The organism is Shewanella sp. ISTPL2 (genome assembly GCF_013283205.1).
Classification (GTDB): Bacteria; Pseudomonadota; Gammaproteobacteria; order Enterobacterales; family Shewanellaceae; genus Shewanella; species Shewanella oncorhynchi.
This window is the reverse complement of the sequence record NZ_JAAPAV010000001.1, coordinates 1684296-1699386: the sequence shown is the minus strand read 5'-3', so window position 1 is coordinate 1699386 and position 15091 is coordinate 1684296. Positions and strand designations below refer to the sequence as shown.

Annotated in this window: 14 protein-coding genes and 1 other RNA gene; 6 read left to right on the top strand and 9 right to left on the bottom strand. The window is 48.6% G+C overall.

The genetic code is table 11. The features are described from left to right. Nucleotides 1–317: 317 nt before the first annotated feature. The 6 genes from gcvP to HUB64_RS07610 all read right to left on the bottom strand — a co-directional run bounded on the left by gcvP (nucleotide 318) and on the right by HUB64_RS07610 (nucleotide 8354). Nucleotides 318–3206 carry an aminomethyl-transferring glycine dehydrogenase gene (gene gcvP / locus HUB64_RS07635; protein WP_173496726.1) on the bottom strand — a complete coding sequence of 963 codons (2889 nt, stop codon included), beginning with the start codon at nucleotides 3204–3206 and terminating at the stop codon, nucleotides 318–320. A gap of 122 nt (nucleotides 3207–3328) precedes the next feature. Further along, nucleotides 3329–3718 (bottom strand): glycine cleavage system protein GcvH, encoded by a 390-nt coding sequence (gene gcvH / locus HUB64_RS07630; protein ID WP_011845766.1) that lies wholly within the window; start codon nucleotides 3716–3718, stop codon nucleotides 3329–3331. Nucleotides 3719–3743: 25 nt separating this feature from the next. Next, nucleotides 3744–4838 carry a glycine cleavage system aminomethyltransferase GcvT gene (gene gcvT / locus HUB64_RS07625; protein WP_173496725.1) on the bottom strand — a complete coding sequence of 365 codons (1095 nt, stop codon included), beginning with the start codon at nucleotides 4836–4838 and terminating at the stop codon, nucleotides 3744–3746. Between the two features lie 253 nt (nucleotides 4839–5091). Further along, a complete protein-coding gene (locus tag HUB64_RS07620; RefSeq protein ID WP_173496724.1) occupies nucleotides 5092–6315 on the bottom strand; it encodes an FAD-dependent monooxygenase in 1224 nt (407 codons plus the stop codon). Between the two features lie 42 nt (nucleotides 6316–6357). Next, entirely contained in the window at nucleotides 6358–7599 is a 1242-nt protein-coding gene (gene ubiH, locus HUB64_RS07615; protein ID WP_173496723.1) for a 2-octaprenyl-6-methoxyphenyl hydroxylase, read from the bottom strand. 179 nt (nucleotides 7600–7778) lie between these two features. Then, on the bottom strand, nucleotides 7779–8354 hold the full coding sequence (locus HUB64_RS07610; protein WP_105252998.1) for a UPF0149 family protein: 576 nt from the start codon (nucleotides 8352–8354) through the stop codon (nucleotides 7779–7781). 235 nt (nucleotides 8355–8589) lie between these two features. Here HUB64_RS07610 and HUB64_RS07605 point away from each other — a divergent pair, with 235 nt between their 5' ends. The 3 genes from HUB64_RS07605 to HUB64_RS07595 all read left to right on the top strand — a co-directional run bounded on the left by HUB64_RS07605 (nucleotide 8590) and on the right by HUB64_RS07595 (nucleotide 9898). Continuing rightward, a complete protein-coding gene (locus HUB64_RS07605) occupies nucleotides 8590–8892 on the top strand; it encodes a cell division protein ZapA (RefSeq protein WP_105250206.1) in 303 nt (100 codons plus the stop codon). Nucleotides 8893–9009: 117 nt separating this feature from the next. Beyond that, a non-coding RNA gene (gene ssrS, locus HUB64_RS07600) (6S RNA) lies at nucleotides 9010–9190 on the top strand. A gap of 9 nt (nucleotides 9191–9199) precedes the next feature. After that, nucleotides 9200–9898, top strand: coding sequence for a 5-formyltetrahydrofolate cyclo-ligase (locus HUB64_RS07595; protein WP_173496722.1), 699 nt, complete (start codon nucleotides 9200–9202; stop codon nucleotides 9896–9898). 144 nt (nucleotides 9899–10042) lie between these two features. Here the strand turns inward: HUB64_RS07595 and folM are convergent, their stop codons facing one another. Further along, entirely contained in the window at nucleotides 10043–10789 is a 747-nt protein-coding gene (folM, locus tag HUB64_RS07590) for a dihydromonapterin reductase (protein WP_173496721.1), read from the bottom strand. 266 nt (nucleotides 10790–11055) lie between these two features. Between folM and HUB64_RS07585 the strand changes: the two genes are divergently transcribed. Continuing rightward, the gene (locus tag HUB64_RS07585; RefSeq protein ID WP_173496720.1) at nucleotides 11056–11454 is read left to right on the top strand and encodes a thiol-disulfide oxidoreductase DCC family protein; all 399 of its coding nucleotides are present in this window, start codon (nucleotides 11056–11058) and stop codon (nucleotides 11452–11454) included. Nucleotides 11455–11548: 94 nt separating this feature from the next. Here the strand turns inward: HUB64_RS07585 and mdh are convergent, their stop codons facing one another. Then, a complete protein-coding gene (gene mdh, locus HUB64_RS07580) occupies nucleotides 11549–12484 on the bottom strand; it encodes a malate dehydrogenase (RefSeq protein WP_105250210.1) in 936 nt (311 codons plus the stop codon). Between the two features lie 294 nt (nucleotides 12485–12778). Here mdh and argR point away from each other — a divergent pair, with 294 nt between their 5' ends. Then, the gene (gene argR / locus HUB64_RS07575; RefSeq protein WP_006080175.1) at nucleotides 12779–13249 is read left to right on the top strand and encodes a transcriptional regulator ArgR; all 471 of its coding nucleotides are present in this window, start codon (nucleotides 12779–12781) and stop codon (nucleotides 13247–13249) included. A 161-nt stretch (nucleotides 13250–13410) separates the two neighbouring features. Here argR and HUB64_RS07570 read toward each other — a convergent pair whose 3' ends face one another. Further along, nucleotides 13411–14043 carry an NAD(P)-dependent oxidoreductase gene (locus tag HUB64_RS07570; protein ID WP_173496719.1) on the bottom strand — a complete coding sequence of 211 codons (633 nt, stop codon included), beginning with the start codon at nucleotides 14041–14043 and terminating at the stop codon, nucleotides 13411–13413. 106 nt (nucleotides 14044–14149) lie between these two features. Between HUB64_RS07570 and HUB64_RS07565 the strand changes: the two genes are divergently transcribed. Further along, nucleotides 14150–15052: a LysR family transcriptional regulator gene (locus tag HUB64_RS07565; protein ID WP_113939097.1), complete on the top strand. Its 903-nt coding sequence runs from the start codon at nucleotides 14150–14152 to the stop codon at nucleotides 15050–15052. The last annotated feature ends 39 nt before the right edge of the window (nucleotides 15053–15091 follow it).

Below are 15091 nucleotides of genomic sequence, written 5' to 3'. Positions count from 1 at the left end.
AGTGACCTTCTAAAATATGATGTTTTAGTAGAGCCTACAGGGGCTATTTTATTTAAGCATAAGCACGGCGAGTCACAGGTGTAGCTCATACAAGAGCGACAAGAGCATGCAGAATCCTGCGGCAGGCAACAAAAAAAGCGACCTTTCGGTCGCTTTTTTATGCTTCAAATTCGCTGAAGCCGAAGAATGATAATGGCGTTACTGCCGACGATAAGGCAAGGAAGCCGATGCTTTTCGCCACGGAGTTGACTGGTGTCAATGAGTAGCGAAAAGTGTTGGCTGACGCCGAATTATCTAGGCCAAGTAGCCATTATTAATTATTCGTAGTCTGATAATGGGGCACAACTACACATTAAGTTCCGGTCGCCGTAAACATCATCAATACGATTCACGGTTGGCCAGAACTTGTTAGTGCGTACTGCTGCACTTGGGAACACGGCCACTTCGCGGCTGTATGGACGCGTATCAAACTCTGGGTCCATGATATCGGCCATAGTGTGCGGTGCGTTGTGCAGCGGGTTGTTGTCCGCTGGCCATTCGCCCGATTCCACTTTGGCGATTTCAGCGCGGATTGACACCATAGCGTCGATGAAACGATCGAGTTCCACCTTAGACTCAGATTCCGTCGGCTCAATCATCAGAGTTCCCGCAACAGGGAAGCTCATGGTTGGTGCGTGGAAACCGTAGTCATTCAAACGCTTAGCGATATCCATTTCGGTCACGCCTGAGGCTTCTTTCAGTGGGCGTAGGTCGATAATACATTCGTGCGCGACGCGATCGTTACGGCCACGGAACAATACTGGGTAGTGTTCAGACAGCTTCTTCATCACATAGTTAGCGTTTAACAGCGCAGTTTGGGTCGACTTTTTCAGGCCCTTTGAACCAAGCAGCTTAATGTACATCCAGCTGATCGGCAGAATGCCCGCGCTACCGTAAGGTGCGGCTGATACGGCGCCATTGTTGTCGCTCACGCGGCCCGGTTTCACCACAACGTGACCCGCAACAAATGGGGCTAAGTGTGATTTCACGCCGATTGGGCCCATACCTGGACCACCACCGCCGTGTGGAATCGCGAAGGTTTTGTGCAGGTTAAGGTGTGATACGTCGGCACCGATAAAGCCAGGAGACGTTAAGCCGACCTGAGCGTTCATGTTAGCGCCGTCTAAGTACACTTGACCGCCGTGCTGATGCACTATGTTGCAGATTTCGCGGATAGATTCTTCATACACACCGTGGGTCGATGGGTAAGTGATCATGATGCAAGACAGGTTTTCAGCCACTTCGGCAGCTTTAGTCTTCAGATCTTCTAAATCGACGTTACCTTGCTTATCACACGCCGTCACCACCACTTGCATACCGGCTAATTGTGCCGATGCAGGGTTAGTACCGTGGGCAGATTGCGGGATCAAACAGATGTTTCTGTGCGCATCGCCACGTGACTCATGGTATTTCTTGATGGCCAACAAGCCAGCGTATTCACCTTGAGCGCCAGAGTTAGGTTGGATACACACAGCGTCATAGCCTGTAATGTTCACTAACCAAGTCGACAACTCTTCAATCAACTGAGTAAAGCCTTTGGCTTGATCCAGTGGGCTGAATGGGTGCATGTTGGCAAATTCTGGCCAGCTCACTGGGAGCATTTCAACCGCTGCGTTTAACTTCATGGTGCAAGAGCCCAGTGAAATCATCGAGTAGTTAAGTGCTAAGTCTTTGCTTTCAAGACGTTTGATATAACGCATCATCTCGGTTTCGCTTTGATAGCGATTGAAGGTTGGGTGGCTTAAAATCGCATCTTGGCGCACGAGTGCCGCCGGAATCGATTGGCTACCTTGGCTCACGATTTGCGCGTCTAACGCAGCAACATCTAAACCATGGCCGGCACCTAAGATCACATCGAACAGGGCTTCGATATCTGTGCGTAATGTGGTTTCGTCTAAGCTCACGCCCACAATACCATCGGCATCGAAACGTAGATTCATTTCAGCAGCCAGTGCGCGTGCATTGACGGCAGCAACATCTAAGCCTTTGATGCTAACAGTATCAAACCAAGTGTTGTTGACTAAGTTAACGCCCTTCGCTTTTAAGCCTGCCGCTAAAATGTCGGCGAAACGGTGAATGCGTGATGCGATAGTTTTCAGGCCATCTGGGCCGTGGAATACGGCGTAGAAAGACGCCATATTCGCTAGCAGAATTTGTGCAGTACAAATGTTTGAGTTGGCTTTTTCGCGGCGGATATGTTGCTCACGAGTTTGCATTGCCATACGCAGTGCGCGGTTACCACGGGCGTCTTTTGACACACCAATGATACGGCCAGGCATAGAACGTTTGTGCTCGTCACGGGCAACGAAGAAGGCCGCGTGTGGGCCACCAAAGCCCATTGGTACGCCAAAACGCTGTGCACTACCGAATACTACATCGGCGCCCATAGCGCCCGGTGATTTCAGTAATACCAAGGACATAATGTCGGCGGCCACAGTCACAACCACATTCTTCGCACGCAGAGTTGCGAATAATTCGCTGAAGTCAGTGATTTGACCGAAACGGTTAGTATATTGGAACAAAGCACCAAACAGCTCATGGTTAACGGCCTCAGATGCAGGGCCAACCACCACTTCAAAACCAAAACACTCAGCGCGGGTTTTCACTACGTCTAAGGTTTGCGGGAACACATCATCGGCAACGAAGAAGATATTGGCTTTTTTCGCTTTAGAAACGCGCTTTGCCAGCGCCATCGCTTCGGCAGCAGCAGTTGCTTCATCTAACAAAGAAGCAGAAGCCAAATCTAAACCCGTTAAGTCCATCGACACTTGTTGGAAGTTTAGAATGGCTTCTAAACGGCCTTGGGCGATTTCTGGCTGATATGGCGTATAAGCCGTGTACCAACCTGGGTTTTCAAATACGTTACGCAGGATCACGTTTGGCACTTGAGTGCCGTAGTAACCCATACCGATATAGCTCTTAAATACTTGGTTTTGTTTCGCTAAACCACGAATGTAAGCAATGCCTTCGGCTTCGCCGCAGGAATCACCAATGCTCAGATCTTGGCTTAAACGGATCGACTCAGGCACGATTTGCGCGGTCAGATCGTCCAGAGACTCAGCACCAACATAGTTCAGCATGGCTTGCTGTTGGCTGCTATCTGGGCCGATATGACGACGTAGGAATAAATCGTGCTGTTCTAACTGAGTGAGGGTTTGCTTGGTCATGATAAACCTTGTTCCAGATTTGCCGAAATTCAGAACTGTAGGGTACTGATTAACGGACTGTTGTTATGTCAATCTTGCGCTAAAACAAACGAAGCCCCTTAGGGCTTCGTTAGCGTCGACGATTATTCTTCGTCGATGACAGCTTGGTAGCCTTCAGCATCCAGCAGAGCGTCGACTTCTGATTCGTCAGAAGGCATTACGCGGAAGAACCAGCCTTCGCCGTAAGCACTGCTGTTAACGAGTTCTGGCGAATCTTCCAGCGCTTCGTTCACGGCAATCACTTCACCAGAAATGGGGGCATAAATGTCAGACGCCGCTTTTACTGATTCAGCTACAGCACAGTCTTCACCCGCAGTCACAGTGTCGCCAACTTCTGGGAGTTCAACGAAAACCATGTCACCTAACAGCTCTTGGGCGTGCTCAGTGATACCTACTGTGTAGCTACCGTCTTCTTCCTTGCGGATCCATTCGTGTGAAGAGGCGTATTTCAGTTCTGTCGGAATATTGCTCATTGTTCTTGTTCCTTGTTCCGTTTTTTTAAAATGCTTGTTTACCGTTGCGCACAAAGTTTGGCGCCACTACTCTAACAGCCACACGTTTTTTACGCATTTCGACTTCCGCCGTATCCCCAATCGAGCTAGGAACACGTGCCATCGCAATAGAATAGCCCAATGTTGGCGAGAAAGTCCCGCTGGTGATCACGCCTTGTTGCTCTACACCGGCTGAGTCGGTGAAAAATACTGGCATATCATGGCGTAACACGCCCTTTTCTTCCATCACTAGACCAACAAGTTTGCAGGTTCCGGCATCGCGAAGTGTTTCGAGGGCTTTACGGCCGATGAAGTCACGGTCGTTTGGCTCCCATGCAATAGTCCAGCCCATGTTGGCGGCCAATGGGTTGATGGTTTCGTCCATGTCTAAGCCGTAAAGGTTCATACCGGCTTCGAGACGCAGCGTGTCACGGGCACCGAGACCACAAGGTTTAACCCCTTGATCTAACAATGCTTGCCACAAGGCTTGGGCTTCATCTTCTGGGACGATAATTTCGTAGCCCGCTTCGCCTGTGTAACCCGTAGTCGCAATAAACAGTGAGCCAGCTTGCTTACCGAAGAAAGGTTTCATGCCTTCGATGGCGGCGTTTTGCTCGGCACTGAACACGGCAGCGGCTTTCGCTTTTGCGTTAGGACCTTGAACGGCAATCATCGCCAGCTCAGGACGCTCAGTCACAGTGACATCAAAACCTTGGGATTGCTTGGCGATCCAAGCGAGATCTTTTTCGCGGGTCGCTGAGTTCACTACCACGCGGTAGTTAGTGTCAGTGAGGTAATAAGTGATGAGGTCGTCGATGATACCAGCATTGTCATCTAACATGCCGCTGTATAAGGCTTTACCTGGCACTTTAAGTCTAGCCACATCGTTCGCCAGCAACTTACGTAGAAATGCACCAGCGTCGCTACCTATCACATCAACCACAGTCATGTGGGATACGTCGAACATACCCGCGTCTTGACGCACAGCGTTGTGTTCTTCGATTTGTGAGCCATAGTTGAGGGGCATATCCCAACCGTGGAAGTCGACCATCTTAGCGTTTGATTCTAAGTGCTTGTTAAACAGAATAGTTTTGTTAGCCATTGTTATCCCTTTTTGCGGCCTTTTTCAGGTCTCTGCCTAGTGTAGGGTGTAGATACTAGGGTCTAAAATGCGGCGAAATTATACCTTGCGTCACAAATTTGTATACAGGAGATTTTTCTAATCCGAAGCCATTGTCATTAGATTTTCTCATCTTCAACATGTAATTTTTTTACATGCGAAGGCCAGATTTGCGCAGCTTGCAGTCAATATGCTGATATTAGCGGCAATTCTGATCACATTAGCGCAACCTAGGCTAACGACATAACTTAGGCAGTGCCGACTTATTGCCCATGGCCTGTTGTATGAACACTGTTTTCAGCCCAGCGACATTATCAACGAGATTTAATCCCAGATCGCGAATCACCTTTTTGACTGGGTTTGAACCTTCGAATAGGCGTTTAAAGCCCTCCATCGCCGCGATCATCTCCATTGCATCGGCTTTGCGCCAACGTTCAAGTGCACGCAGCTGCGCATAATCGCCGATATCTTTACCCGCTTGCTGTAATTCGCTGATCACTTCGATAATGCTGGCCGCATCTAAAAAGCCGAGATTCACCCCTTGGCCAGCCAGCGGATGAATAGTATGGGCTGCATCACCTGCTAACACTAAGCGGTGACGGGCAAAATGGCGGGCGTAGCGCATCCGTAATGGAAAAGCGTGGCGCTCGCTTTCCAGCTTGCAAATCCCTAAACGTCCGTCGAAAGCCGCGGTTAAGTTGCGCTCGAATTGCACTTTGTCCATCGCCAGTAATTCAGTGGCGCGCTCAGGCGGCACCGACCAGACGATAGAGCAGAGATTGTCTTCATACAGAGGTAAAAATGCTAGCGGGCCGTCCTGCAAAAACACTTGGCGGGCGGTGGCAAGGTGTGGCATTTCGGTACGAATAGTTGCGACGATTGCGTGGTGGCCGTAATCCCAGAATGTCAGCGGGATCTTGCATTGCTCGCGCACCCAAGAGTTGGCGCCATCGGCGGCTATCACAAGTGCAGCACTGACACTTTCTATTTCAGACTCGACGCCATTGGCAAGGGTCAACCAAGCTTCGCGCTCACCAAAAGCAATGCGCTCTATGCGTTGGTTTTGAATATGGGTGATATTGTCAAACTCACTGGCGCGTTTGGCGAGGGCAAAGCTAATGGCATCGTTTTCGATAATCGCGCCGAGACTGGTTTCGCTGATGCTGTTGGCATCAAAGGCAATTTTACCGAAACCGTCTTTATCCCACACCGCCATTTTTTGATAAGGCGTGGCGCGGGAAGTGTCTAAATAACTCCATGCCCCTAAGTTTTCTAACAAGCGCTGGCTCGCCTTATTGATGGCGCTCACCCGTAAACGCGGCTCGCCGCTCACGGCCTCGGTGTGGCCCGCATCGATAACGACAACATTCAGATCGGCCTGCGCCAATCCAATCGCGGTGGCGAGTCCCACCATGCCGCCACCCACAATGGCGATGTCATAGGCTTGTGAACTTAACATGGGTACATCCTTTTCGCGTTGCGATACCAGTAAATTGCGGAGTTATTTCCAGCCCATTGCCTTTTGAGCGACGGGGGTTTTCAGTGGCGGAAACCAAGACAAGAGCCGTAATCCTACGTTACGACCCAGCGCCATCGGCCAATATTGGTTTGAAAAGCCACGGACTAAAAATTCGATATTTCGAATAGTGCTGTTTCTGTCGTGCTCGCGGGCATTAAGGTACGCATGGGTCACAGCAGCGGAGCCGATATCGTCACCCTGAGCTAGCGCCGTTTGGATCACCTCGAGCAAACTCACCACATCCCTCAACCCTAAGTTAAACCCTTGCCCCGCAATCGGATGCAGTGTCTGCGCCGCATTGCCGATAAACACGCATCTGTGATGAATTGGCCTTGGCATATAGGACAAATTAAGCGGATACGCATGGCGCGCGCTGACATCGATAAACGTGCCTGCACGATAACCAAAGGCCTGTTGCAGCGCCGCTAAAAACTCAGCCTTAGGCGCGTCTTGCATCTGTTTAGCCCGCGCATCATCGAGCGCCCACACGAGAGAAAAGCGAGGTTGACCTTGAATATCGGCCATAGGCAACAACGCTAAGGGACCTGTTTGGGTAAAGCGCTCATAGGCCCAATGTTTGTGAGGCCTATTGGTTGGCAAATCGGCAGTTTGAATATTGGCAATAATGGCCGTTTGTTCGAAGGCCACTTGAGTCACGGGCAAATTAAAACTGCTGCGCACTTTGGATTGCAAACCATCTGCGGCAACCACAAGTTTGGCTTGAATTCGCTCGCCCGTATCGAGCACTAAGGTGTGACCTTCAACGGCGGGTTCAACTTGGGCAAGCTTGGCGGGGCAATAGAGTTTGACATTACTCTTATTCAACTCGTTAAACAGCACTTGGCCAACCCGTTCAAGCTCAACCACTTGGCCTAGGGCATCTAAATGAAACTGCGCCGCATTGAGTTCTGTCATGCCAAAGTGGCCGCGATCCGACACATGGATATTTTCAATCGCCGTGCCCAAATGGGCGAGCTTTTGCCATAAACCTAAACGGGATAATTCGAAAATAGAACCGTGGGCGATAGCAATAGAGCGGGCATCGAACCCGGGGTGTTGCTTATCGGGAAGGTGCGCTTCGATTAAGGCGATAGAAAGTGGCCGAGCTGCGGATAGAGAAAGACGCGCGAGAGCTAACGCTAGGGTCGCCCCCGCCATCGCACCGCCTACAATTGCGATGTCGACGTGTTGAACTGAAGTATCCATGTGATTTGTGGCCGTCATGGGGATCTCATTCAAGCTTTGGCATAACACTAAGGCATGTAAACATAAAAGATGTAAACATCAATGCTATGCACTCAAAAACACCAGTGCTATGGACTCAAAGGCAGGTTTGCCCACCTTTGACATCTAATGAAGCCACTACTGTGTTAACTTATTGAACATTAAACAACCGCGGTAAATTAATGCACCACCGCAGTATCGTCAGCCTCGCCATGGGGAAGCTCAGGACCAAACTCCGAGTAACACATGATGGCTGCAATACGTACAAACTCGAGTAATTCAGTGTAAGCGGCTTCGGATTCTTCATCGTCGGCAACATCAAATTCCACTTGGGCAATTTCCGCCAAGTCTTTGATCACTTCACGTACTTCTGCCGAGGCTTGATTCAGTTTCGGCTGAATAATCGCCATGCCAGTCAAAAAACTCTGGGTCCACAGAGACAAGGCTTCAACACGTTGGCTGAGCGGCTCTTCTTCTTCGGGCAACAGCGGCATGAAACCAAATTCAAAATCCACTAAACGCGTCACTGAATCGTTAAACAAATCACACACTAATTGGTGCAACTGCGCTGGCAAAGGTTGACCATCGTTCATCAGGTCGAATAAAGGCTTGATCCAAGTGTCGCCAGTTTGCTCTACACCACCGCAGATTAAACCGACTAAAGCACCGTGAACTTCTACCGGATGCTGGCCGATTTCAGCCGCATCTAAGGCGAGTTTTAAGCTGTCGATACGTAACGAAGGAGGGGTTGCCATATCAGATCCCAATAAGATTTTTCCAGCAGCAATGCTAGCAGAGATAAAGACTTGAACCAATACTGAATCCCAATAATGGCGAAATCGGCCACGCCCTGATAAAAAACTATCCAACTGCTCACACAAACAGCAAACAAAACCGTCAAAGACCAATCCATTTGCGGCTTACCTTGCACTTTTAAGATCAGCCCTATATAGTCCGCCCTAAGAGGCTAACGAAAGGATCACCCGCGACATGAGTAACAGTGCTGTTGAAATTACCCTACTTGGGCGCACCTACTCTATCGCTTGCCCGAAAGGTCAAGAGGATGCCTTACGTACGGTAGCGTTGGGAGTTGAACAACAACTCAGCGCGTTAAAAACCCGAACCAATAGCCTAAGCCGTGAAGAAATTGCGATCATGGCGGCGCTGAATATTGGACACGAGTTGTTCCAAGAAAAGCAAAAAAATAAGCACTACATGCAACAAATGGACGACAGGATCAGCTTGCTGCAGTCGACCCTCGAAAGTGCCTTAGTTGAGCGTTCAACTAAATAGATTTAAACTGTGCACCTTAGTGATTTAGCACTCATTGAGTTAAACCAACTGACGCACAGTGAATGGCTAAACTGGCTTATTTAAATAAACCAATGCTTTAGCGATTCAATACCGTTTTGCTCCCTGGGATGCATGCCAACTGGTAATGTCCCTGTGCCGATAATTTTTATCTCAGGGTGAATGCTTTACTGACATTGTGCATGCTCGGCTTGTACCGAGAAGCCTTAGGAGGTAATCATTTACCCGCCTTGAACCTACGGTTCAAGGGCTACACCGGTAGCGGCATTCTGGGGAGCATCTTAATTCTATGTCTACATCTTCCAAACTTTCTCATTTGAATCCCCAAAGCGACACGGCGCAACTTGCCGTAGAAGTCGCTGATGCCGTAGATGTCGCAAACTATGCGGCAAATATCGCACTCCATACAAAAGAAAGCCGCAATCTGTTACGCAAAGCCATTCGCACCGCCCGTAAATCTCTCTCCGAAATAGAACAAACCCAAGCAAGTTTAAACGCCTGCCAGCGAATGCTCGATGCATTGCAGGCCAACAAAGCGCAACATGTGGCATTATATCTCACCCACGATGGCGAACTCGCCACGCCGCCGCTGATCGCTGCGCTGTGGCAATTGGGCATTCACACCTATCTGCCAAGGTTGCATCCCTTCAATGCTGGGCAACTGTTATTCCTGCATTACACCGCAGACACGCCGATGCAGGCGAATCAATTCGGCATCTTAGAACCTAAGTTAGATGTGCGCGCCATTATCCCAGTAACTGAGCTAGATGTGGTTATCACGCCCTTAGTGGCTTTTGATTTAATGGGGAATCGCATGGGCATGGGCGGCGGCTATTACGATAGGACACTGGCGAACTGGCAGCTCAAAGGTAAACCTTTGCCTATGGGTTACGCCCACGACTGTCAGCAAGTGACGAGTTTACCTTGCGAACATTGGGATGTGCCTTTACCGTTCATCATCACCCCAAGTCGGGTACTGACGTTTTGAAAAAGTAGGATCGAGAAACTAGAAGCTAGGGCGCGGCGCTGCTAGAAAAAGCAGAGCGTCGCTCCATAACGACTTCTTCTTGAATCTAGATTCTAGAGCCATGCAATGGCGCTCTAGAGGCCGCAGGCCGTTCTATATTCGTCTTTATTTCAAATGCCGGCCACCATCAACATTATGGCAACGACCGGTGACGTAGTGGCTATTCAGCAGATATTCCACTAAATCGATAATTTCCTCATTTCCCGCCTCTTTCGGCAACAGCGCTTTGGCTAAGGTTTTTTGCTGATAGGCAGCGTCATCACCCGCATTAAATAGGATCATCGCTGGCGCAATCGAATTCACTTTGACCTCGGGCGCAAATTTGGCGGCAAAGGATAGCGTCATATTGTGCAGTGCGGCTTTACTGGCGGCATAGGCGATATGCTTCTGACTGCCCTTCTCTGCCACATAGTCAGTAATATGAATCACATCACTGCCGCCGATTTCATCGCCAGCAGCCGCACGCAGCTGCGCCTCTAAGGCCAAGTTCAACTGATAGGGTACGCTCACATGCACTTGCATCATCCGCTGCATCACTTCGCTCGGCGCAAAAGTGGTACTCTTTAAAGACTCATTCTTTGTAAGCACAGGATCCGGCAGCCAGTCAGAGGCATTGTGAATAATGGCACGAATTTGCGGCAATTTAGCTAACTCAGCAATTAAGGATTGCACTTGGGCATCGTCATAAAAATCACAGGGATACAGAGTCGCACCTAAAGCGTTAAGCTCATCGATGCTAGCGTAATGGCTGCGATAAGTACCAATCACACGCTGACCTTGGGCGAGAAAATGTTTGGCTAAGGCGTAACCTATGCGTTTACCCACGCCTGTGATAATGATGGGAGATGTCATACCTATCCTTTTGAGTCGTTATTTGTCAGGCTTTACCTTGTTCACTTAAAAGTCAGCAATCAAGTTAAACTGATGAATAACCAAGATGTTACTGCACTCATTTGAATTTAACCTAACAAAAAGCCAAATGAGATGCTGATCCGTTCTACAATCGCTTCGATCTAAAACCCTTTATTCTGCGTATAGGGTAGAAGAAAACCAAGCTTAAGTACTCAAGCCAAGAGCTTAGACCAAGTATTGTGATCAAGTCATCAGAGGTAATACCGATGGAACTGCGGATTTTTTACGATGGGAATTGTCCATTATGTAGCGCCGAAATGCGTCAACTGAAAGCGCGCGATCCGAAGAACTTGATTGCGCTTGAGGATTTAAATGCGCCAGACTTTAGTGAGCGCTTCAGCCATATCGATAGAGACTACGCCAATACTATTCTTCACGGTGAAACCGCAACGGGCGAAGTATTACTCGGGTTAGATGTCACTTGTAAAGCGTGGGCACTGACAGGGACGCGCGCTTGGATCCAACTGTTACGCATGCCCGTGATAAAAACTGTCGCCGATTGGTGCTATCTCAGATTCGCAAAAAACAGATATCGCATCTCTTATTTACTGACGGGCAAAGCCCGCTGCGATGATAACTGCCAAATTCCCACTAAGCGCCGCTGAATTAGCTTGGTAAAGTGTAAAACCCAGGCATAAAAAAACGGAGCTCATGGCTCCGTTTTTAATTCGTCATAATCTAAAAAGATTATCCGAAATATTATTTAACGAAATCAACGCCTAGTTTGATATCGCCTTTCAGCGTATCTAACATAGAATCACGAGCGTTAGCTTCGAATGCACTCACTTCACCGTAAGGCAGTACTTTTTCAATACCATTTTTGCCTAACAGCACAGGTTGTGCGAAGAATTCTGCATGCTCGCTGCCGCCGTCAACATAGGCGCATTCAACGATGTTAGCTTCGCCTTGCAGACCACGAACCAGAGACAGACCAAAACGGCAAGCCGCTTGACCCATAGACAGAGTCGCGCTACCGCCACCGGCTTTAGCTTCAACCACTTCTGTACCCGCGTTTTGGATGCGAGTCGTCAAACTTGCCACTTCTTCGTCAGTGAAAGTCGCGCCTTCAACTTGAGACAGTAATGGCAGAATGGTCACGCCGCTGTGGCCGCCGATCACATTAACTTTAACGTCAGCAACGTTCAGGCCTTTTAATTCGGCGATGAAAGTTTCAGAACGGATCACGTCTAGAGTCGTGATACCGAACAGACGGTTTTTATCGTAAACACCCGCTTTTTTCATCACTTCTGCAGCGATAGCCACAGTCGTGTTAACTGGGTTAGTGATAATGCCAACCAAAGCCGTAGGGCAAGTTGCCGCTACTTTTTCGATCAGGTTGCGAACGATACCGGCATTGATATTGAACAGATCTGAACGATCCATACCAGGCTTACGTGCAACACCAGCAGAAATTAGAACAACGTCAGCACCCACTAGGGCAGGCGTTGGATCTTCACCAGCAAAACCTTTGATTTCAACAGCAGTTGGAATGTGGCTCAAGTCAACCGCAACACCCGGAGTTACCGGTGCGATATCATATAGAGACAATTGTGAACCCGCAGGCAATTGAGTTTTTAACAGTAGGGCAAGAGCCTGGCCGATACCACCAGCAGCACCAAGTACAGCAACTTTCATAGTTATCTCCGTTATTTCTCGGATATGTGTGACATGGATCTAATTTGCGTTGGCGTCACATTACTGGAATGTCACAACAATTTCAATTATCCCTTAGTCGTGGGACAAAAGAATTCCGGAATAACGTAGAAGCAATGTAGAACAATTACTCAAATTGGGATTTTTACGCCCCCAGCAAATGCTTAACCACTAGGGCTTAGTGAATTTTTATTCAACCAATCTGGTTATTTGTTGACAATTTTTCTAAAAATATTCAAAATGGGCCTGTTTTTTTGAATAACGAATAATAATATTATGCAAACGACCAAGAATCAGGATGACCTTGTTAGAATTTTTAAGTCGATTTTAAAAGAAGAGCGCTTTGGCTCTCAGAGTGAAATCGTCACCGCCTTGCAAGCTGAAGGCTTTGGTAATATTAACCAATCAAAAGTGTCACGCATGCTCAGCAAGTTCGGCGCAGTGCGGACTCGCAACGCTAAGCAAGAGATGGTGTATTGCTTACCAGCCGAATTAGGCGTACCCACCGCGGGTAGCCCACTGAAGAATTTGGTACTCGACGTCGATCACAACCAAGCTATGATCGTCGTGCGAACTAGCCCAGGTGCCGCGCAGCTGATTGCCCGCTTGTTGGATTCTATCGGTAAACCAGAAGGCATTTTGGGTACGATTGCCGGTGATGACACTATCTTCATTTGCCCATCGAGCATCCAAGATATCGCCGATACCTTAGAAACCATCAAATCTTTATTCAATTACGCAGAATAAAAAAACAGGTCAGTGAGCTGACCTGTTCTATTTTATCAATACATTTTGAAGTGCAATACCGCGCTGGTTATTTGGCCATTGTCCCGATTACGTTACACATTCAAGCACAATATCTAACTCACAATATCTAACTCACAATATCTAACTCAACTATAACGATATCAGTAAGCCACACTGATGCGCTGGTTTGGGTGAGCACTCTTTTCGGCTTCATCTACCATGGCTTTTGCGTAATCGGTTACAGAGATACGGCTTTGACCATTAGCATCGGTAAAGAAGCTGTCGCCACCAAGACGGTACGGGCCTTCACTCTCACCGGGATAAATCTCAGCCGCTGGGCTCACAAAGGTCCAATTGATTGCCGTTTGTGCCTCACGGAATACCTTCAAGGCTTCACCCTGAGCTAACGCCTCATCTTTATATGCTGCGGGGAAATCTGGGCTAGAGACCAGCGCCACACCCGGCGCCACTTCTAAACTCCCAGCACCACCGACCCACAATAAACGTGGCACGTTAGCGTTAGGCAGCACATCCAGTAAATGCTGAACCGTACTCGCCACTAGACCATGATTTTGTTGGGCGCGGCCACCAACAGCGGCAATCACGACATCTACGCCAGCAAAGGTATCGGCGACCAATGGCTGCTCTAAATCCACGGCACGTACTACTACGTCAGCCACGGATAACTTGCTTGAGTCACGCACTAACGCTATCACTTTATGTCCACGACTCTGTGCTTCTTTTAAAATTGCACCACCAATCCAACCCGTTGCACCTAAAATTGCGATTTTCATTTCATTGTCCCACCCAGATGATTTACATTGGATCCAGTTTACTTGCAGTTTTTCACCTAATAAACATCAATAATTGAGCATGATTGTTTCAATATAGGATACTAATGTGGATAAAATTGCCGCAATACGCAGTTTCGTCGAAGTCGCAAACTGTGGCAGCTTTACCAAAGCTGCCGAACATTTAGACCTCAGCCGCCTGCAGGTTTCCCGTCATATTCAAGAAGTGGAGCAGTGGTTGAGTTTACGCTTATTACACCGCACCACGCGCAGCGCCAGCTTGACTTTGCAGGGTGAGGAAGCGCTACAATTTTGCCAGCGGATCTTAAGTGAAGTTGCTGCCATGGAGAGCCGTGCCCACAGCCATAACAGTGAACTGGTAGGCAGTATTCGTATCGCTACACCTATTGGCCTTGGGCAGCACAGTCTGTTTGATGTCGTCGATCGCTTTATTAAAATTCATCCTAAGGTCAACATTCAACTGGTGATGTCGGACAGTTTTGCACAATTGGTAGATGAGAGAGTCGACGTGGCGCTACGTTATACCGAGCAACCCGATGAGAATCTCATAGCTCGGCGTTTGATGACCATAGATGCAGTACTTTGCGCGGCACCGAGCTATCTTGATAGCGCAACGCCACTCCTCGAACCCATTGATCTGTTGGCCCACAACTGCCTCATACACTCAGCGCAACAAAACTGGCCTTTTCTAAAAGAACTGCAAGCCGAGCACGTCAAAGTTACAGGGAATCTTAGGGCTAACGATATGGGAGTGTTGGTCAGTGCGGCGCTACGTGGACATGGCATAGTGCGTTTACCCTGTGACTTAGCTAACCAATACCTTGCCAGTGGTCAACTCAAAGAGGTCCTACCCGAATTTACGACACCAGGCCAAACCTTGTGGGCGGTATATTTGTCCCGCAGTTATCAGCAAAATCTAGTGCGCGCTTTTATCGATTTCACCGCCCTGCAATGGCAGCTCGATATCAAAAAATGGGTTCCCGCGCATTAGCATAAAAAACGCACTTAGGCGTTAGCTTAAGTGCGTCTC